The following is an 18,900-nucleotide window of genomic DNA, read 5'->3' as shown; positions in this document are numbered from 1 at the left end:
CAGCGGCCCGCAGCTGCATCACAACAATAGCGCAGATCCAACAAACAATGCTCGGACTTGATCCGAGCATCCAGGCGGCTTAAGCCTCTGAATTAGCAAAGATTTATAGTGGGCCCCTGCCGGGCGGCCTGGATCCTCGGGTCAAGCCCGAGGATGACCCGGAATGTGGGAGACGTTTGACAGAAAACTGAGGCCGGGCGATGCTAACCGCCCGGTCTTTTTATGGTCATATGGTCTCGGCGTAGCTGACCGCACCGGCATTCAGAAAACATGCCTTGTCGAACAGGCCGAGATCGAGCGCATTCGGCAACCGCAAATCGGAGAGGGTCGGAAAGGCCCGGTTCATTGCCTCGAAACGACGGTCGACCTGGGCGACGAAGACGAAAATATGGCCGTGGTGGCGGGCATGGGCTCGCAATAGCCGGACCTGCTCGTCAAGCGGCGGGTTCTCGCGGCGCTGGTCCAGCAATTGCAGGTAATCGATGACTGCAAGCGTGCCGGCAGGCGCTCCGGCAAGCCTTGCGATCACGTAATCCGCCGAAATCCTGTCGCTGCCGTCGAAGACGAACCGGCCCTCATCCGGCGTCCGGTTCAGGGCGCGGAAATGACGCACCATGCCGGCTACCGTCTCCTCCAGCGAGAAGAAAAAGGCGCGATGGCCGGCGCGCGCTGCGTTCAGCGCGAGTTCGAGCGCAAGCAGCGTCTTGCCCTGGCCGGGACGCGCTGCCGACAGCAGCAGGTCGCCCGGCGCAAGCTTGTCATAGATGTCGCCGGCGGAGCGGGCCGAGGGAACAGCGGCGGCAAGCGCGCTCCAGCTTTCAAAGCCTTCCTGGACCGCGAGACGATCCAAAGCGCAATTGAGCGGAATGTCTTCCGCGCGGGCCAGTTTCCTGGCGCTATGTTTCAGCCGGTAAACGGGTCGGGAGAGTTTCATGGTTCAAACCTTCCATCCCGGACGATGGTGCAATCCCTCCTTATGCGATGGTCCGGACAGACGGTTTCATCGTGAAGCTCGGCACGTCAGGTGCTTTCCCGAATGGAGGGGGGCGGCGCGAGCAGCGCTCGACGCGCATGATAGCGTCAAATCCGAGTCGACAAAAGCATGGATGAAGCTGATCGCCCTTCCCGCGAAGCGCCGGAACGTTGTCCGGCCATCGGCGTTCACCCGATAGGAACCAGGATTGGCCAAACCAGCGGAGAGGAATGTGAGCGATAGCACTGAAGAAGACCCGCAATCGCTGAGCGGCATCACCAAGGAAGCGTTGGACCATGCCGAGGGCGCGCAGGTTTCGGTGGACGACATGCTGTCGACCTTCGGATCGGCATCCTTCGTGCCGCTGCTGATCCTGCCGTCCTTGCTGGTGATGTCGCCGCTCGGCGGCGTGCCGGGGCTCTCCTCGCTGTTCGGGATCATGATCGCGCTGATCGCGGTCCAAGGACTGATCGGCCGGAACAGCATCTGGCTGCCCGGTTTCATCCGCCACCGCTCGATCGAACGCGACAAGGCGGCCAAGGCGATGAAAAAGATCTTGCCCGTCACGCGCTTCATCGACCGCCACTCGCACAGGCGGCTCTCCTTCCTTTTCCAAAGCCCGCTCGATCGCATTCTGCCGCTTGCCTGCGTGCTCGCCGGCGCGCTGATGCCGGTTTTAGAACTGGTGCCGTTCGCCTCCGCCTTTCTGGGCCTTGCGGTCACCCTGATCGCCTATTCGATGCTCAGCCGCGACGGGCTGTTCGCGGTGCTGGCGATCGTTCCGGTTGCCGGGGCGCTATGGGTCGGCAAGACCGTGATCCTGTAACCTCACACGCGTTTTTCACCCCATCGTGACTTTCCGTTGAATTTGTATGGCGCTAGATTGGCCGCCATGTTTGATACGCGTCGACCGACAGGACGACGCAGCGATTGCAAAACCGGTGAAGGCTCCTGCCGTGCTGAAGCAGACGATCATATCGGCCGCCGTTCTCGCGGCGTTCGCCGCCGCCACGGCGCATGCCGGCAAAATAGAAAAGCCGCTCGGCGTGGTGGAACTGTTCACCTCGCAGGGCTGCTCGTCCTGCCCGCCGGCCGACAAGGCCGCGGCGGCGCTTGCCGACGAGGGCGACGTGATCGTGCTCAGCTATCATGTCGACTACTGGAACTATCTCGGCTGGACCGACACGATGAGCAGCCCGGAAAACACCAAGCGCCAGTATGATTACAGCGCCGCGATGGGCCGTTCCGGCGTCTACACACCGCAGGCCGTGGTCAACGGCCGGGCCGAGATGGTCGGCACCAGCCTGGACAAGCTGCGCGGAACGATTGCCGATCTCAAATCCGATGACAAGGGTCTGACAGTGCCCGTCAGCCTGCGCAAATCCGGCGACGAGGTGATCATCGATATCGGCAGCGGCAAGGGCAAGGCGGATGTGCTGGTGGTCTATTTCAAGAGCCGCGAACAGGTCGCGATCAAGGACGGCGAGAACGAAGGCCGGACCATCGATTACCGCAATATCGTCACCGACGTTCAGACGGTGGGCATGTGGCACGGCGAGGCCACCAAGGTGACGCTGCCGGCGCGCGTGCTGGAACCGCGCGAGAGCGATGGCTGCGCGATCCTGCTGCAGGCCACGGACGCAGACGGCAATCCCGGCGCTATCTTCGGCGCCACGATGGTGACCGCAGACTGAGCGGCCCGCCCCAAAAGCCGGAAAAGCCGCCGCTCCAGCACTTTCCGCCCGCTTCAGTGCGAAAAATTAACAACTTCTTTACCATGTTGCGCGAATCCTTGTGCCAGGATTTTTGATGCGGTTCTGCGCGCCGGGGGATTTGCGCGCAGCCGCCAACATTTTGGGGCAGCGGTATGGCGCAGGCGCGGATGGCACAGGAGAGGGCAGAGGCAAGACCCGGTCTCGACGCGCTCAGCCAGACGATCGAAGGCCTCGAGGCCCGGCTTTCCGAGATGATGGAAGCGCGTGCGGCGGGTGCCTCGCCCCGGATCCCTGCCAGATCGCCCGATTATCGCGACCGCACCCCCCGCGAGCGCCGCCTGCCGGCAGAGCCCGCCAATGCCCGTCTCGATGCCGAACTGCGCGACATTTCCCGCACGCTGAAGGATCTGCGCCAGTCCGTGCGCGACGATTTCACTGCGAGCCTCAGGGACGAACTCGCCGGGCTTCACACCATGCTCTCCCAGATCGAGCGGCAGACCGATACCCGCGACATTGACGACGACACCCGCAGCGAGCTGCTTCGGATTTCCGAGGGCGTCGACTGGCTGTTGAGCAACGCCGCCGCCGATGACGACAGCCGGCTGATGGCCGAGTTCGATCATCTGCAATCGCTGCTGCGCGGCCTTGCCGATGCCAAGAGCGTGGCCCGGCTGGAAAGCCGTTTCGACAATCTCGAACGCCAGATCGCGCCCTTCGATCCGGCCAGGCTCGATCTCGAGCTGACGGCGCTGGCGCGCGGACTGGACGATGTGCGCCGCTTTCTCGAAAACGATGATAGCGGCCACAGTCTTCAGGAAATCGAAGCCCGGATGACGGGGCTTGCCGAAGCCATGGAGGTGCTGTGCGCGCGCATTCCTGCTTCCGGTGACCGTCTCGACGGCCAGATGCACGCGATCGAGCGCCGCATCGACGATATCGACCGCAATCTCGAGCGGATAGGCCGTCGCCAGAGCGAGACCGTGCGCGACCCGGCGGTGGAGCGGCTGGAAGCCCGTCTTGGCGATCTTTCCAACGCCGTTGCCGCCGTCGACTGGCAGATGCGCGACCAGAGCACCAAGCAGGCAACGCTTCTGGAAAACCTCGACGCGGTTGCCCGCCGCATCGAAAGCCATAACGGCGCCGACGCCCATACCCGGCTCGAAGCCCGTATCGAGGCGCTCGCAGGTGCGGTCGAGCGGATCGGCAGCGAGCGCAATACGCTCGGCAAGGCGGTCGCCACGCTTTCCGACAAGGTCGGCGAGATCGACCTCACAAGCGTTGAGCGCCGGATTGCGGCGAAGCTGGACGGCGTCGGCGCGGGCGGACTGAGCGAGGCAGACCGCCGCGAGATCAAGGATCAGATCGGCCATCTGGCGGGCCTGATCGAGACCCGCGATCCCCGAGCGATCGAGGATGCGGTCAACCGCCTCAACGAGAATATCGCCGGGCTCGACCTCAAGAGCGCGGAGCGCCGCCTGGCGCAGAAGATCGAAACCGCCGGCTCGGATGGGTTCAGCGCCCATGACCGGCGCGAGTTGAAGAGCCAGCTTTCAAACCTTGCAACGCTGATCGAGAACAGGCGCGGTATCGAGCCGGCAGCCCTCGAAGACGCCGTCTCCCGCATCAACGGCAAGATCGGCCAGATCGACTTTTCCGCCGCCGAACGCCGCCTCGCGGCCCAGATTTCCGCCATGCCGGTCGCAGGTGCCGACCCCGAGTTGCGTCGCAAGATCGAGGCCAATCTTGTAGCCGAAAGCCGGGTGGCCGAGCGTCTTGACGCCCTCGACATCGCCGGCCTTGAGGAACGGTTGTCGCGCAAGATCGCCGCCGTGGAACAGAACGGCGCGGAAAGCCGCCTCTCCGCGCAACTGACGGCGCTTGCCAACCGGCTGGAAGAAAGCCGCCGCGACAAGAGCGGTCCCGAACTGCAGAAGCTCGAGCGCCAGATCGCAGAACTCACCACGCTGATGAACCGGCCGGAGCCGAAACTGCCGATCGGCGAGCTTGAGGAGCGGATCGGCGCTCGCATCGAGGCGCTGTCGGCCAGCAATGACGATCTTGTGATCGAGGCCGCCCAGCATGCTGCGGAAGAAGCTCTGAAGAATTTCGAGGCCGGCCGCAAGGGCGAGACCGACGAACATATCGAAATCATCAAGGGGCTCGCAGCCGATCTGAAGGCGCTCCGGGTCCCGGCGAACGCCGATCAGGACAAGGCGAGCGCCGGTCTTCACGACACATTGAAGACGATCGCGAGCCGGCTCGATGCCATGCCCGGCGTCAAATCCCCGGAGGCCCCGGAGACTGCTGAAGCGCCGGCAACGCGCGAGAAGCCGCAACCGCGGGTTCAGCCGTCTTCGCCTCTTGGCCCGCCGCCGTTCGAAACCCGTTTCAACGCCGCTTCTTCCACCGCGAAACCGGAGGAGGACGGTAGCCAGGACGTTCTGGATATCCTGTCGCGGGTGCGCGCGGGACATAAGAAGGACGCGATGCCGAGTCTCGGTCCCGTGCTGCCGGTGCATGAACGCCCGGCGGCGGAAAGCCGGAAAGGCGCGCGCTCCAAGCCCGCCGGCGTCATCAGCGAAGGTCTCGGCCCGCGCACGCCGCGCGCCGACCTGATCGCCGCGGCACGCCGCGCGGTCCACACGGCGGTCGAAGAAACCGGCGAAACGGAACAGACCGAGGCGGCCGAGCCGCCGAAGGACAGGTTTTCCCGCCGTCCGGTCTATCTCGCTGGCGGCGCGATCCTGCTTGCAATCATGGCCTATCCGCTCTTGACCGGCATGGGCCGCGACCGCGACGCCATTCTCCAGGCGGCGCAGTCGCTCGACGCCGCCACGATCAGGCGGGAAGCGCCACCGCCCGCGCCGGTCAAGGTCAGCAACGCCGCCCCGGCCACGATCGATCTCACCATGACGCCGGTGGTGAAGAACAATTTCGCCGCCGAAGCGCCCGAAGAGGTCGCAAGCGCGCCGGTGCGCGCCTTCAGCATGATCGAGACCGACAATGTGGTGACCGGCAGCATCGAGCCCGATGCGACCACGGACGCCGCCGGCCCTTCGCCCGTGGCGGCAAAGCTCAAGAAGGCGGCTGCCGCGCTTGAGGAGAAGACGGAAGAGGCGGTGGAGACCGCTGCCGTCACCACACGCGATGTGCTCGACGTCCTGAACACGCCGGCAAAGGCTGCGCCGAAAGCCGCCGAAGCTGAAACGCCGATTGCCAGCGCGCCCCCGGCGGAAGCCCCAACCCGGCAGGCCGAAACCGCCGCAACGGCTGAAGAAACCGGTTTCCGGCCGATCACGGCTGACCTGCCGGCCGGCCTTGAGACCAAGCTTCTCGCCGATGCCGCCAAGGCCGGCGATCCGGCAGCACTCTACGAGATCGGCCTGCGCTATCTCGACGGTCTCGGCTTCAAGCAGGATCTTTCAAAGGCCGCCTTCTGGTTCGAACTGGCGGCCGAGCGCGGCTCCGCGCCCGCCGCCTTTCAGCTCGGCAGCCTTTACGAGAAGGGCACCGGGGTTGACGAGGATGCCGGCAAGGCCGTTTCGCTCTATCGCGAAGCCGCCGAGAAGGGCAATGTCAGCGCCATGCACAACCTCGCCGTCATGCTCGCCAACGGCGCGGACGGCGGCAAGCCCGATTTTGCCGAAGCGGCCGAATGGTTTCAGAAGGCCGCCGATCACGGCGTCGCCGACAGCCAGTTCAACCTCGCCATCCTGCACGCCCGCGGCACCGGCACCGATGCCGATCTGGTGCAATCCTACAAATGGTTCGCCGTCGCCGCCAGGGAAGGCGACGCCGAGGCCGCCAAGCGCCGCGACGAGGTGGCCGAGGCGCTCGGCGACGCCGATCTCAGCCGTGCAAAGCAGCTTGCGCAAGCGTGGCAGGCCCAGCCGCTCGATGAATCCGCCAATCGCCTGACAAGCCCGAAAGAATGGACCCCGGCCGATCTCGTCGCCGCCAGCGCGCCCGTCGACAAGGAAACCGTGGTGCGGGATATCCAGACCATCCTCAACAAGAATGGCTACGATGCCGGCCCCGCTGACGGCGTGCTCGGCGCCAAGACCGATGCCGCGATCAAGGCATTCCAGAAGGCAAATGGCTTTGCCGCCGACGGTGCGATCACGCCCGAACTGGTAAAGGCATTGCTGGCCCGCAACAGCGCCTGAAAAGAATTGCAATATCACGGCTTTGCGAATTGACTTGCAGGGCTTTGAGTCGCAGAAAGAAAGCATTCTTAAGAAGGCTGGATTCAACATCCGGCCCAAATGCTATTGGGGACACGCGTGTCGATCTACCTGCCGATTGCCGAACTTTCGGTCAATATTTTCGTGATACTCGGCATGGGCGCGGCAGTGGGTTTCTTATCGGGCATGTTCGGCGTCGGCGGCGGGTTTCTGATCACGCCGCTTTTGATTTTCTATCAGATTCCTCCCGTGGTGGCGGTCGCAACCGGCGCGAGCCAGGTGGTGGCCTCCTCGGTCTCCGGCACGCTCACCCATTTCCGGCGCGGCACGCTGGACATGAAGCTCGGCACGGTGCTGCTGACAGGCGGTATTGTCGGCGCGACCGTCGGTATCTGGCTGTTTTCGCTGTTGCGCGATCTCGGCCAGCTCGATCTGGTGATCTCGCTGCTCTACGTCGTGCTGCTGTCGTCGATCGGCGGGCTGATGCTGGTGGAAAGCATCCGCGCCATCCGCCGCAGCGCCAAGCAGCAATCCGTCTCCCTGCGCAAGCCCGGCCAGCACAACTGGGTGCATCGCCTGCCGTTCAAGATGCGCTTCAAGAAATCCAAGCTCTATCTCAGCGTCATCCCGGTGTTCACGCTTGGCGGCATGATCGGCGTGCTCACCTCATCGCTCGGTATCGGCGGCGGCTTCATCATGGTGCCGGCGATGATCTATCTCCTGCGCATTCCGACCAATATCGTGGTCGGCACGTCGCTGTTCCAGATCATCTTCGTCTCCGCCTACACCACCGTGATACAGGCAACCACCAACTATTCGGTCGACATCGTGCTTGCCACCATCCTGATGCTGTCGAGCGTTATCGGCGCGCAATATGGCGTGCGCGTCGGCCAGAAGCTCAAGGGAGAGCAGTTGCGCGCGCTGCTGGCGATCCTTATCCTTGCCGTCGGCGTCCGCCTCGCCTTCGGTCTGGTCGTCACGCCGAGCGATGTGTTCTCAGTCGTCTTCGAGGGAGCGCCGCAATGATCCGCAACCTCCTCCTCCTCGCCGTGCTTCTTGTGCCCGCAGCAGCCTTCGCCCAGGTGCCGCAGCAGGAAACGCTGGAAATCGGCACCTCGACCAACCAGATCGCGATCACCTCGGATTTCTCCGGCGCCGACCTGACAGTGTTCGGCGCGATCAACGATGCCGATCCGATCCTGCTTTCCAAGGGCGCCTACGACATCGTTGTGATCCTGGAAGGCCCCAAGGCCGAGGCCGATGTGCGCCGCAAGGAGCGCGTCTTCGGCATCTGGGTCAATCGCGAGACGGTGACCTTCGAACACGTGCCGCGCTCCTACTCGATCTCGAGCACGCGGCCGCTGGATGAGGTAACCACGCCGCAGGCGCTGAATTCGGCCGGCATCGGCGTTTCGCATCTTCGCATCTCGCCCGTCGGCTATTTCGGCGATGCCAGCGACGTCGCGACCTTCCGCGAGGCGATGCTGCGGCTGAACGCCACGGACGCGCTCTACGACAGCGAGCCGGACGGAGTGTCCTTCGTGTCGAACAGCCTGTTCCGCGCAAGCCTCAGGCTTTCGGTGAACATTCCCCAGGGCACCCACACGGTCAGAGCCTATCTGTTCAAGAACGGTCGCCAGATCGCGACCGAGACCCTGCCGCTGAAGGTCGTGAAGACCGGGCTCGAAGCCCGGCTCACCGTCGCCGCGCACGAATATCCGCTGTTCTACGGCCTCGGCGCGGTGGCCATCGCGCTGTTTTCGGGCTGGTTCGCCAGCGTTATCTTCCGCAAGAGCTGAGCTCAGCAATCATCCAGAAGGCGGGCGAGCGTGCTGCGGCCGAGCGTCGCCATGCCGGGATTGCTCGCCTCGTAATACCAGACGAGCCCGATTGCCTGAGCAAACGCCCAGGCGGCGCCCCTTTGCCACTCCAGTTCGTCCGAGCCGAGGCTCTGCCTGATCCGGACCCGGCGCGGAGCATCGAAGAGATGCCAGCAGGCCACCAGATCAAGCGACGGATCGGCCGGCCCGAAGGCGCCGCCATCCAGCACGCCCGCAAGCCGATCCCCCTTCACTAGAAGATTGCCCGGGATCAGGTCCCGATGGCTCATCACGTCCGGGCCGCCCGGCGGCAGCAGCCGCAATCTTTCCCACAAGGCCGAAAGCCGCGTGACATCGAGCAGGCCGCGGCTGTTTTCAAGGCAGGTCGAAATCCAGGCATCGTGATCCGTCAGGCGGCCGCCCCGCCCGCGCCCGTCAAACCGCCGCCCTTTGGTATCCGCCTGCCGGAGCGATGCGATCAATCGCGCGATATCATCGGCAAATCCGTCGGACCCGGCCAGTCCCGCGGGCGTCGCGACCGCGCCCGGCAGAAATGTCTGCAGCGTCCAGTACATCGGATAGCCGTCGCCCGGCCGGCCAAGGCCGAGCGGCTCCGGGCAGGGCACCGGACAACAGGCAGCCAGTTCGGCAAGCGCGCGCGCTTCGGCCTCAAGCCGGATGCGGCACGCTTCGGCGTCCTCCCGCCGCCTGGGAAAGCGCGCCGCGATGTTTTGGCCGACACGAAAGATCGCATGGTCCGTCCCGCCCGCAAGCGGGCTCACCGGCAGATCGCGATACCGGGGAAACTGTGCGGAGATCAGCGCGCGCGCCGCCGGGAGGCTGACGGGCACTTCATCAGCGTGCATCAGCAGCCAAGCGCTGCAAAGGGCAGCGAATAGACCCTGTCCGGGCCCAGCATGTGGACGTTGAGCAGCTTTCGATTGAACAATCCGGCAAAGGCGCGATGGCGCAGGTCCAGCCCGCCACGCGTGGTGGCGAAGGCCGGTAGCATCAGCCGCGTCTCGTCAGCGGCAAAGCACGGGCGGCGGACGGATTTGCCCGGTCGGTGCAGCACGGCGGAGGGGTGGAGATGGCCGCAGATTTCCGCGCCGGCATTGCGGCCCGGTTCATGACAGAAAGTCAGTCCCTCGAATTCCCAGACATCGAACACCCGCCCCGGAAGCCCGCCGACGCCATCGGGATCGTGATTGCCGTTGATCCACACCCAGTCGCAGCTTTCCGCAAGAGCCGAAAGCTTTTCCCGCGTCTCCGTCGGCATTTCGCGCGCGCCGACGCGGTCGTGGAAATTGTCGCCGAGCGAGACCACGCGGGCGGGGCGATAGCGGGCGACTACGGCCGCAAGCCCGGCAAGCGTGCGGCCGGTATCGTAGGGCGGCAGGAAGAAGCCGCGGCGCGCATGGGCCGCCCCGCGCTCCAGATGGAGATCGGAGACGACGAGGAGGCCGAGTTCGGGGAAGAAGGCCGCTCCGGACGCATCGAATTGAACGGCATGGCCCGAAAACCGGCGCGCGCGGCCGGCCTGCCCTTCCCGTTCGATCGCCTGCACGTTCATTCGCCTGCCTCTTCATGCAACATCTCGGCCGCCTCAAGTGCCGCCGCCAATTCATCGGCGGCTTCCTGAAGCACGGCGTCGCCGGCGCCACCATTGACGCTTTCGCGGCCGATTTCCAAGAGCACCGGCACTGCCAGCGGCGAGACCCGCTCCAGCCGGTAGTGCACGAGATGGCCCTTGATTCGTTCCAGCATTGTGCCAAGGCGAGCGATGTCCAGCAAGCCAGCTGCCGCATCCGCACGGGTTGCCTGCAGCAGGATATGGTCGGGTTCGTGGCTTCTGAGCACGTCATAAATCAGGTCGGCGGAGACCGTCATCTGGCGGCCGGTCTTCTCCTTGCCCGGATAGCGCCGCTCGATCAGGCCGGCGATTGTGGCGCAGGCGCGGAAGGTGCGCTTCAGCATATAGCTTTCGTCAAGCCAGGCCTCGAGATCGTCGCCGAGCATGTCCTCGTCGAACAGCTCCTTGAGATCGAGCGTACCATCGGCCAGCATCGCCCCGATATCCTTCAGCCCCCAGATCGCCAGCGAATAGTCGGTCGAGACGAAGCCGGTGGGGGACGCGCCCATGCGCTCCAGCCGCCGGGTCAAAAGCATACCAAGCGTCTGGTGCGCCAGCCGTCCCTCGAAGGGATAGGCCACCATGTAGAACCGGTTTTCGAGCGGGAAGGTCTCCACCAGCAATTCGCCGCGGCCTGGCAGGTGCGAGTGCTGCTGTTGCAGCGCAAGCCACTCGCGCACCGGGCCGGGCAGCGGCTTGCGGCGTTCCGGATCGGCGAGCATCGCCCGCACACCGTCTGCAAGGTAGGTCGACAGCGGAAACTTGCCGCCGGCATAGGCCGGGATTTTGGGGTCGGTATCGAAGGCGACCGAGGCCAGGCATTCATTCTCGCGGATGCCCTCGAAGCGCAGCACCTTGCCGGAAAACAGGAAGGTGTCGCCGGGTCTGAGCATCTCGATGAAATACTCCTCGACTTCCCCCAGCGTGGGCCCGCCACGCAGCGGCCCGCCGCGCTTGCCCGCGCGCACAAGCCTGATCTTCAGCATTGGCATCTCGACGATGGTGCCGAGGTTGAGGCGATACTGACGGGCGACGTCAGGATGGGAAATCCGCCACGTGCCGTCCGCCGTCTGCCGGATCTTGGCATAGCGCTCATAGCTGCGCAGCGCATAACCGCCGGTCGCGACGAAATCGACAACGCGGGCGAAGGTCTCGCGGTCAAGCCCGGTATAGGGCAGCGCGGTGCGGACCTCGTCAAAAAGCATGTCGATCTCGAAGGGTTCGGCGCAGGCCATGCCGAGCACATGCTGGGCCAGCACATCGAGCGCGCCCTCGCCGATCGGCGGGCTATCCTGCGCGCCGACATAATTGGCATCGAGCGCGGCCTGGCATTCCATCACCTCGAACCGGTTGGCGGGCACCAGAATGGCGCGGCTCGGCTCGTCCATGCGGTGGTTGGCGCGGCCGATCCGCTGTGCCAGCCGGCTCGCCCCCTTCGGCGCGCCGATATGCATCACAAGGTCGATATCGCCCCAGTCGATGCCAAGGTCGAGCGTGGAGGTGGCGACGACCGCGCGCAGTTTTCCCGCCGCCATCGCCGCCTCCACCTTGCGGCGCTGGCCGACATCGAGCGAGCCGTGATGCAGCGCGATCGGCAGGTTGTCGTCATTGATGCCCCAAAGCTCCTGGAACACGATCTCGGCCTGCGAGCGGGTGTTGACGAAGATCAGCGTCATGCGCCGCCGTTTCAGTTCCTCGTAGATATCGGGCGCGGCATAGCGGGCAGAATGGCCCGACCATGGAATGCGCGCGGAGGCCTTCAGGATGGTGATTTCCGGCCGCGCGCCGCCTTTCACCGTGATCAGCCCGGCATGGGGCGGCTCGACCTCGCCCGTCTGCGCCACCAGCCAGCGCTGCAGCTCCATCGGGTCGGAGACGGTGGCGGAGAGGCCGATAGCGGTGAGCTCCGGCCGCAGCCCCCGAAGCCGCGCAAGCCCGAGCGAAAGCAGATGGCCGCGTTTGGAGGTGACCAGCGAGTGCAGCTCGTCGAAGATCACATAGCGCAAATCCTCGAAGAAGCGGTCGGCATCCTTGCCGGCAAGCAGCAGCGCAAGCTGTTCCGGCGTCGTCAGCAGGATATCCGGCGGTTTCAGGCGCTGGCGCTGGCGCTTGGCCTGGGGCGTATCCCCGGTGCGGGTCTCCATCGTGATGGGAAGACCGGTCTCGACCACCGGGCGCTCAAGATTGCGCGCGATATCGACGGCCAGCGCCTTCAAGGGCGAAATGTAGAGCGTGTGGACGCCGCGCGGCCTCAGCCCCGGCTTTTGCGGCCCACGCCGGTCGAGATCGGAAAGCGACGGCAGGAAGCCGGCAAGCGTCTTGCCCGCGCCGGTGGGTGCGATCAGCAGCATGTCCTCGCCAGCGCCCGCGCGCGCCAGCAGTTCAAGCTGATGCGGGCGCGGCTGCCAGCCGTTCTCGGCGAACCAGCGGCGAAAGCGCTCCGGCAATGTTTCCGTTTCGTTCATGAGCGCAAAATGGCAATTATTGGCGAGGATGGCCAGCGGTTATTTCACCGGCTCACATCGCGATATAGCGATCACGCCGGTGGTTGATTGCAAGCACCAGATTGATGACCACGGCGCCGGCGACCGAGCAGGCGATGATGAAGGGCGTCGCGACGAAGAAGGACAAGAGCAGCACACAGCCATCCAGCATCAGTTGCACATAGCCTGCCTTCCAGCCGAACCGGTCCTGCAGGTAAAGCGCCAGAATGCCAAAACCGCCAAGACTTGCCGAATGGCGAAACAGGATCAGGAGCGCCGCGCCCACCAGAACGCCGCCGAACAGCGCGCCGACCAGCGGATCGGTCTCGCCGATCGTGATGAAATCAGGCACCACTGCTGTGAGAACCGAGGTGAGCGCCACCGCGAGAAAGGTCTTGAGGGTGAATTTCAGCCCCAGTCGCTTCCAGGCGAAATAATAGAACGGCAGGTTGACGATGAAGAAGGAAATACCGAAGTCGAGCCTCGTGGCATAGGTCAGCAGAAAGGCGAGACCCGCCGTGCCGCCCGTCAGGAGCCCGCCGGCCTTCAGCACCATCACGCCGAGGCAGGCGAGCATGGAGCCGGCAATAATGCCCTGCGCATCCTCCAGCGCCGAATGGCTTTCGGAGGTCGAACTGACGATCCCGGCGAGAAAGCGGTTTTCAGACAAGGCTCCAGGCTCCGGACATGAAAAATCGGGACCGGACCGGCCCCGATAGTTCCATCGCTCAAATCAATGCGCGGGTCAAATCGGCAGTCAAACCACGTCATCCTGATTGACGCGGCCGCCCTCGCCTTCCCAATTGAGAATGCGACGGGTTTCGCTGCCGGTGAATTTCAGCCGTATACCGACGCCGCCCTCCTTCTCCTCGGGCAGGAAGATCACGCCGAGCGCTTCCAGCGTCATCTTCAGCTTCTCGACCGAGTTGTCGCCCAGATCGGCGGCGCCGTTCTCGAATGCCTCGATCCGATCCTCCGCGATCCCGCTTTCGGCGGAAAGCGTCGGGCGGTCGATCCGGGCGAGAATGCGCGCGGCATGGCAAAGTTCAGGCGTGAAGGTCATGATCAGCCTCCTTTCGGTCTGTTGGACACATTTTGAGGTAAACGCGTATGACCGTCCCGGGGTTCCGCCCGCCGAAATATCGGTGGCGTCAGGGAAGCCGTTTGACCGCCAGAAACAGGATGCCGGGAACGGGTTCGCCCGCATCCTTGCGCAAGGCCGCTCGTTCATGGCGCTTCAGCGCGAAACCGGCTTCCGACAACAGGCCCTCGACATAGGCGAAGGCGTGGGCGTAGCGCAGCGACGGCAGCAGGGTATAGGCCTCGGCATCCCCGCCATCCTCAACCGAAAACAGGAACAGGCCGCCGGGCGCAACCAGGGCCGCGACATTCGCCATCAGGCTTTCAAGCGCGCCGAGATACATCAGCACATCGGCGGCCACGACCAGATCGGCGCGGTGGCGCGCAAGCTCCGGCGAAAACAGACCGCTTTCCTCCGGCGCAAGCAAAAGATCGGCCTGGGCAAGGTGCTGGTAGACCGCCTTCTCCTCCGCCTTCGCCAGCATATTGGCCGAAAGGTCGAAGCCTTCCAGACGGTCGACCCGCGCGCAAAAGGCAGCGCCCGAAAGCCCGGTTCCGCAGCCAAGGTCGGCGCAGAGCTGAAACCGCCGTTCCGCGCCCTCGCTCTTTTCCAGAAGCGCTGCAAGCCTTTCCGGCGCATTGTAATCGAGCCGCTCCGTCAGCGCCGCGTCGAAATGATCGGCATAGGAATCAAACAGCGCCTCAACATAGCGGCCGGGCGGATGGGCGGGCGGCTCGGCGGCGCCGAGAACGGCAAGCTTCAGGCTTGCGGCGAACAGGTCGTCGTCATCCTCGCCCTCGAGCTTTTCCAGCGTTTCGATCGCCGCCGCGACATCGCCGGCATGCTCGCGATAGGCGGCAAGCAGGGCGAGGCCCGCCGGCCAGTCCGGCACAAGCGCCATAGCCTGCTCCATCACTTCCGCCGCTGCGGCATGATCGCCGGCCTCGTCCAGCATGCGGGCATAGTCTGCGCGGCGATCTGCAATCAGGTCGCCCGAGGAAAGGGAAAGAACGCTCATGTTTCGAAAACCGGTAGGGAACTGAGCGCCAATGTCGCTTTTCGAAACGAAAAGCAAGCGGAATCGCATCACCGCTTTTTATCTTGAATGCGCCGCAAAGCCTCTTTATCTAGCCCGACAAAGGAGAGCGGCATGAGCAACGACATAAACAGGTTTCTCGGCGGCAGCGTGGTCGGCACAATCGTCAAGCTGCTGGTGGTCTCGCTGATCGTCGGCTTCATCCTATCGGCGCTCGGCATCCATCCGCTCGACATCTATTACGGTATCATCGATTTCCTGCGAAACATCTGGAATCGCGGCTTTGCAGCACTGGGCGAGGTTGGCCATTATTTCGTGCTGGGCGCGATCATCGTCGTGCCGGTCTTCCTGATCATCCGCATTCTGAGCTATCGCCGTTGACACAGATCGCCACCACCCGCCGCGTCCTGCTTTTGGGCGCGCTCGCCGCCGGCGTTTCCGCCTGCAGTCCGTTTTTCGGCAGCGGCCTTCCGCGCGGCGATGTCGACAGCGAGGCGATGACGTCCACCTTCCTGCCCTGGGTCAACGATCTGCGCAAAAGCCGTGGGCTTTCGGCGCTATCCTATTCGCGCGCCTGCGAGCAGGCGGCGATAGATCAGGCGAGCCGGATGGCGCTTGCCGACAAGATGAACCACATCACCGGCGGCGAAAGCGTGCTTGTCCGGTTCAAGCGCATGGGCCTGCCGCTACCTGCGGCTGAAAACATCGCCATGCAGCAGCGCACGCCGGAGCGCGCCTTCCAGGCCTGGGTCAATTCGCCGGGGCATCTGAAGAACATGTTGGGAAATTATTCCCATGTCGGCGTCGCCCGCGCCGTCAGCCCCAATTCCGGCAACCAGCCCTTCTGGGCGATGTGCCTTAGCCAGTAAACGGTTTCGCCGCCCATTCCGCAACGCCGCTGTCGCGCAGCGCGCGCGGCGAATTGACTCCGGCCTCGTGCATGGCGGCGATGATGGCCGTCAGGCTGTCCTCGATCAGTTGCGGCCCCTCATAGGTCATGCCGGAATAGATCTGCACCAGATCGGCGCCGGCGCGGATCTTCTCCACCGCCCGCGCGCCGGAATTGACGCCGCCGACGCCGATGAGCGCAAGATCGGGCCCAAGGCGCTGGCGCATGCGGGCGAGAAGTGCTGTCGAGCGATCAAACAGCGGCGCGCCGGATAGCCCGCCGGCCTCGCCGGCCAGCTTTGCTTCGCGTAGACCCGCGCGCGACAGCGTGGTGTTGGACACGATGACGCCGTCGAGCGTGCTGTCCAGCACTTCAGCGACGATATCATCGAGGCCTTCCTCCGTCAGGTCCGGCGCGATCTTCAGGAACACCGGCACCTTGCGGGCAGCTTTTTCCCGCGCCTCGGCGACCCTGCCGAGAAGCCGCGCAAGCTCCGCGCGCGCCTGCAGATCACGCAGGCCCGGCGTATTGGGCGAGGAAATATTGACGGTAAGATAGTCGGCAAGCCCTGAAAACCGGGCAATGCCGGCCACATAATCGGCAATCCTGTCTTCCGAGGTCTTGTTGGCCCCGATATTGACCCCGATGACGCCCGGACCGCGCCGGCGCTCGAGGCGAGCTGCCAGCGCGTCGTGGCCGTCATTGTTGAAGCCCATACGGTTGATCACCGCCTCATCCTTCACCAGTCGGAACAGTCGCGGCTTCGGGTTGCCGGACTGCGGGCGCGGTGTGACCGTGCCGGCCTCGGCATGGCCGAAGCCGAGCTTCAGCAGGCCGTCGAGCGCCTCGCCATTCTTGTCGAGCCCGGCGGCGACACCCAGCGGATTCTTGAAGGCGAGACCGGCCACCGTGGTCGCGAGGCTCCTGTCCCCGGCATGGCGGGCGCCGGGCAGGAGACCGGTGCGGATCGCCTTCAGCGTCAGGCCGTGGGCAAGCTCGGGATCAAGCGCGAAGGCGGCGCGGCGACCGCCGCAACGGTAGAGGTCGATCATCAAAGCAATCCCGAAAAATCGTGACGGCCGTCGCGTTGGATGGGCAGCGGCTTCTCCCACAGAACGGCATCGAAAGACAGATCGCTATAGAGATGGGGAAATAGCGCCCCGCCGCGCGACGGCTCATATTCCAGAGCGTCACCCAGCGCCGCGGGATCGACAGCGACCAGCAGCAGACCCGCCTGACCGGCGAAATGCCGCGCGGCAGTCTCTTCCACCTGATCGGCGGTCGAGAAGTGGATGAAACCATCCGCGAGATCGACCGCCGCGCCCCTGAAGACGCCGGCGGACCGGGCCGCCTGCCATTCGTCCTCGGAAACGATCTTGTAAATCGGTTGCTGGTTCATATCCGTCCCGTCGCTTTGCTGTCCGGCACCGGGTTTGGCAAAGAGTGGCGCAAATGTCCATCGCCACGCGGTCTCGGCGGCCGAAAGCAAGGGGAAATCGCGTATTTGACGGCATTATGCGCTTTTTTGGGTTGCTAATGGGGCATGGCGGCGATCATAAATAGCAGGACCACCATTGTTGTGCCGTCAAACAGTTGCAGCAGCGCGAGGTCGAATGTTAAGGGTTGTGAAACTGCCTTTGGGAGGAGGCCAGGAATGACCGGACAAACCATTCTGATCGCGGACGACCACCCGCTGTTCCGCAGCGCGCTGAAACAGGCGATCGGCGGCATGGCGACGCCCTATGCCGTGGTCGAGGCGGGCGATTTCGAAAGCGCCCAACAGGCCGCGCGCGACAACCCGGAAGCCGAACTGCTTCTGCTCGATCTCGCCATGCCGGGGGTGAGCGGATTGTCAGGCCTGATCACGCTGCGCTCCGAATTCTCCAGCCTTCCGATCGTGGTGATCTCCGGCAGCGACGACGACGACACCATTCGCCGCTCGCTCGCGCTCGGCGCCTCCGGCTTCATCTCGAAATCGGTCGGGATCGACGAATTGCGCAACGGCATCCGCAAGGTGCTCGCGGGCGAGGTCTACACCCCGGAAAACTATGGCGGCGGCGAGGAAAGCGATCCCGATATCGCCGACATGCTGCAGCGGCTGCAGACGCTGACGCCCCAGCAGTCGCGTGTGCTCAGAATGCTGTGCGAGGGGCTGTTGAACAAGCAGATCGCCTATGAGCTCGGCGTCTCGGAGGCAACCGTCAAGGCGCATGTCTCCGCGATCCTGCTGAAGCTCAATGTCGACAGCCGGACCCAGGCCGTCATCCAGCTCGGCAAGGTCAATATGGCGATGGTTGCGTGATGACATGTAAAAGACAGGATTTTATTCCTGTCCGTCTTTACGCTGCGATATCCGTTAAGCTATAGGTTAAGTGGATATCAACCGACCCGACGGCGATGTTTGAAAAGCTCACCCATAGCGAGATCTGGAGCGCGATCGACCGGCTTGCCGCGCGCCACAAGCTCACCCCGTCGGGCCTCGCGCGCAAGGCCGGGCTCGATCCGACCACCTTCAACAAGTCGAAGCGGCGCGCGCCGGACGGCCGGGAACGCTGGCCGTCGATGGAATCCTTCGCCAAGATACTGGCGGCCACCAACACATCGATGACGGAGTTCGTCAACGACAGCCCGGCGGCTGTCGGCGGCGTTCCGGGTCCGATCGGCAGCTTCCCGCCGCAGCCTTCGACAATCCCGCTTCTCGGCCTGGCGCGCGCCGGCGCCGGCGGCTTCTTCGATGATGGCGGCTATCCGGTCGGCCAGGGATGGGACGAGGTCGACTTTCCCGTTCCCTCCCGCAGCGCCCAGGGGATCTACGCCCTCGAAGTGCAGGGCGACAGCATGATGCCGCTTTACCGCGACGGCGACGTGCTGATCGTGGAGGCCAATGCCGAGACCCGCAAGGGCGACCGCGTGGTGGTGCGCACCCGCGAGGGCGAGGTTCTGGCCAAGGTTCTGGTGCGCCGCACCACCCGCCAGATCGAACTGATGTCGATCAACCCGGCCCATGCCAATATCGTCTTCGACCTTTCAGACATAGAATGGATTGCCCGCATTCTCTGGGCCAGCCAGTAATTTCCAAGACCGAG

General features: G+C 64.3%; 18 protein-coding genes. 9 read left to right on the top strand and 9 right to left on the bottom strand.

Translation table 11 applies throughout. The features are described 5' to 3' along the window. Positions 1–226: 226 nt before the first annotated feature. Entirely contained in the window at positions 227–934 is a 708-nt protein-coding gene (locus V6766_RS19655) for a DNA helicase (protein WP_448469336.1), read from the bottom strand. Between the two features lie 271 nt (positions 935–1,205). Here V6766_RS19655 and V6766_RS19650 point away from each other — a divergent pair, with 271 nt between their 5' ends. The 5 genes from V6766_RS19650 (at position 1,206) to V6766_RS19630 (ending at position 8,671) form a co-directional block, all read left to right on the top strand. Further along, positions 1,206–1,799, top strand: a complete 594-nt coding sequence (locus V6766_RS19650) for an exopolysaccharide biosynthesis protein (RefSeq protein ID WP_448469334.1) — start codon at positions 1,206–1,208, stop codon at positions 1,797–1,799. A 130-nt stretch (positions 1,800–1,929) separates the two neighbouring features. Then, positions 1,930–2,667, top strand: a complete 738-nt coding sequence (locus V6766_RS19645) for a DUF1223 domain-containing protein (protein ID WP_448469332.1) — start codon at positions 1,930–1,932, stop codon at positions 2,665–2,667. A 188-nt stretch (positions 2,668–2,855) separates the two neighbouring features. Beyond that, positions 2,856–6,854 (top strand): peptidoglycan-binding protein, encoded by a 3,999-nt coding sequence (locus V6766_RS19640; protein ID WP_448469330.1) that lies wholly within the window; start codon positions 2,856–2,858, stop codon positions 6,852–6,854. Between the two features lie 117 nt (positions 6,855–6,971). Further along, complete coding sequence (locus V6766_RS19635; RefSeq protein ID WP_448426778.1) at positions 6,972–7,898, top strand: sulfite exporter TauE/SafE family protein; 927 nt, start codon at positions 6,972–6,974, stop codon at positions 7,896–7,898. Next, positions 7,895–8,671 (top strand): TIGR02186 family protein, encoded by a 777-nt coding sequence (locus tag V6766_RS19630; RefSeq protein WP_448469328.1) that lies wholly within the window; start codon positions 7,895–7,897, stop codon positions 8,669–8,671. Before V6766_RS19635 ends, V6766_RS19630 begins: the two co-directional genes overlap by 4 nt. A 2-nt stretch (positions 8,672–8,673) precedes the next feature. Here V6766_RS19630 and V6766_RS19625 read toward each other — a convergent pair whose 3' ends face one another. The 6 genes from V6766_RS19625 to V6766_RS19600 form a co-directional block, all read right to left on the bottom strand. Next, a complete protein-coding gene (locus tag V6766_RS19625; protein WP_448469326.1) occupies positions 8,674–9,558 on the bottom strand; it encodes a phosphotransferase in 885 nt (294 codons plus the stop codon). After that, entirely contained in the window at positions 9,558–10,265 is a 708-nt protein-coding gene (pdeM, locus tag V6766_RS19620; protein ID WP_448469324.1) for a ligase-associated DNA damage response endonuclease PdeM, read from the bottom strand. The genes V6766_RS19625 and pdeM overlap by 1 nt, the downstream gene beginning before the upstream one ends. Further along, the gene (locus V6766_RS19615; protein WP_448469322.1) at positions 10,262–12,790 is read right to left on the bottom strand and encodes a ligase-associated DNA damage response DEXH box helicase; all 2,529 of its coding nucleotides are present in this window, start codon (positions 12,788–12,790) and stop codon (positions 10,262–10,264) included. The genes pdeM and V6766_RS19615 overlap by 4 nt, the downstream gene beginning before the upstream one ends. Before the next feature lie 52 nt (positions 12,791–12,842). Next, complete coding sequence (locus V6766_RS19610; RefSeq protein WP_448469320.1) at positions 12,843–13,478, bottom strand: YitT family protein; 636 nt, start codon at positions 13,476–13,478, stop codon at positions 12,843–12,845. Between the two features lie 87 nt (positions 13,479–13,565). Next, positions 13,566–13,871 (bottom strand): XRE family transcriptional regulator, encoded by a 306-nt coding sequence (locus V6766_RS19605; RefSeq protein WP_448469318.1) that lies wholly within the window; start codon positions 13,869–13,871, stop codon positions 13,566–13,568. Positions 13,872–13,959: 88 nt separating this feature from the next. After that, positions 13,960–14,907, bottom strand: a complete 948-nt coding sequence (locus V6766_RS19600) for a methyltransferase (protein ID WP_448469316.1) — start codon at positions 14,905–14,907, stop codon at positions 13,960–13,962. Positions 14,908–15,039: 132 nt separating this feature from the next. Between V6766_RS19600 and V6766_RS19595 the strand changes: the two genes are divergently transcribed. Both V6766_RS19595 and V6766_RS19590 read left to right on the top strand, forming a co-directional pair. After that, the gene (locus tag V6766_RS19595; RefSeq protein ID WP_448469314.1) at positions 15,040–15,306 is read left to right on the top strand and encodes a DUF6460 domain-containing protein; all 267 of its coding nucleotides are present in this window, start codon (positions 15,040–15,042) and stop codon (positions 15,304–15,306) included. Then, on the top strand, positions 15,303–15,794 hold the full coding sequence (locus V6766_RS19590) for a CAP domain-containing protein (RefSeq protein ID WP_448469312.1): 492 nt from the start codon (positions 15,303–15,305) through the stop codon (positions 15,792–15,794). The genes V6766_RS19595 and V6766_RS19590 overlap by 4 nt, the downstream gene beginning before the upstream one ends. Here the strand turns inward: V6766_RS19590 and V6766_RS19585 are convergent. After that, complete coding sequence (locus V6766_RS19585) at positions 15,784–16,866, bottom strand: quinone-dependent dihydroorotate dehydrogenase (RefSeq protein ID WP_448469310.1); 1,083 nt, start codon at positions 16,864–16,866, stop codon at positions 15,784–15,786. The genes V6766_RS19590 and V6766_RS19585 overlap by 11 nt on opposite strands. After that, complete coding sequence (locus tag V6766_RS19580) at positions 16,866–17,213, bottom strand: DUF952 domain-containing protein (RefSeq protein WP_448469338.1); 348 nt, start codon at positions 17,211–17,213, stop codon at positions 16,866–16,868. The genes V6766_RS19585 and V6766_RS19580 overlap by 1 nt, the downstream gene beginning before the upstream one ends. 255 nt (positions 17,214–17,468) lie before the next feature. On the opposite strand from V6766_RS19580, the gene V6766_RS19575 reads away from it, so the two are divergent. Both V6766_RS19575 and V6766_RS19570 read left to right on the top strand, forming a co-directional pair. Beyond that, a complete protein-coding gene (locus V6766_RS19575) occupies positions 17,469–18,116 on the top strand; it encodes a response regulator (RefSeq protein WP_230720397.1) in 648 nt (215 codons plus the stop codon). A 95-nt stretch (positions 18,117–18,211) separates the two neighbouring features. Then, positions 18,212–18,886: a S24 family peptidase gene (locus V6766_RS19570; RefSeq protein WP_230720398.1), complete on the top strand. Its 675-nt coding sequence runs from the start codon at positions 18,212–18,214 to the stop codon at positions 18,884–18,886. Positions 18,887–18,900 lie beyond the last annotated feature (14 nt).

The sequence above is a fragment of the Martelella sp. AMO21009 genome (assembly GCF_053484295.1).
Note: the sequence above shows the minus strand (reverse complement) of the source record. Positions and strands in the feature narration are given on the sequence as shown.

Coding starts and splice junctions, on each gene's coding strand:
- V6766_RS19655 (WP_448469336.1), bottom strand. CDS start 934: ATGAAACTCTCCCGACCCGTTTACCGGCTGAAACATAGCGCCAGGAAA.
- pdeM (WP_448469324.1), bottom strand. CDS start 10,265: ATGAACGTGCAGGCGATCGAACGGGAAGGGCAGGCCGGCCGCGCGCGC.
- V6766_RS19600 (WP_448469316.1), bottom strand. CDS start 14,907: ATGAGCGTTCTTTCCCTTTCCTCGGGCGACCTGATTGCAGATCGCCGC.
- V6766_RS19615 (WP_448469322.1), bottom strand. CDS start 12,790: ATGAACGAAACGGAAACATTGCCGGAGCGCTTTCGCCGCTGGTTCGCC.
- V6766_RS19625 (WP_448469326.1), bottom strand. CDS start 9,558: ATGCACGCTGATGAAGTGCCCGTCAGCCTCCCGGCGGCGCGCGCGCTG.
- V6766_RS19595 (WP_448469314.1), top strand. CDS start 15,040: ATGAGCAACGACATAAACAGGTTTCTCGGCGGCAGCGTGGTCGGCACA.
- V6766_RS19630 (WP_448469328.1), top strand. CDS start 7,895: ATGATCCGCAACCTCCTCCTCCTCGCCGTGCTTCTTGTGCCCGCAGCA.
- V6766_RS19585 (WP_448469310.1), bottom strand. CDS start 16,866: ATGATCGACCTCTACCGTTGCGGCGGTCGCCGCGCCGCCTTCGCGCTT.
- V6766_RS19575 (WP_230720397.1), top strand. CDS start 17,469: ATGACCGGACAAACCATTCTGATCGCGGACGACCACCCGCTGTTCCGC.
- V6766_RS19605 (WP_448469318.1), bottom strand. CDS start 13,871: ATGACCTTCACGCCTGAACTTTGCCATGCCGCGCGCATTCTCGCCCGG.
- V6766_RS19640 (WP_448469330.1), top strand. CDS start 2,856: ATGGCACAGGAGAGGGCAGAGGCAAGACCCGGTCTCGACGCGCTCAGC.
- V6766_RS19570 (WP_230720398.1), top strand. CDS start 18,212: ATGTTTGAAAAGCTCACCCATAGCGAGATCTGGAGCGCGATCGACCGG.
- V6766_RS19580 (WP_448469338.1), bottom strand. CDS start 17,213: ATGAACCAGCAACCGATTTACAAGATCGTTTCCGAGGACGAATGGCAG.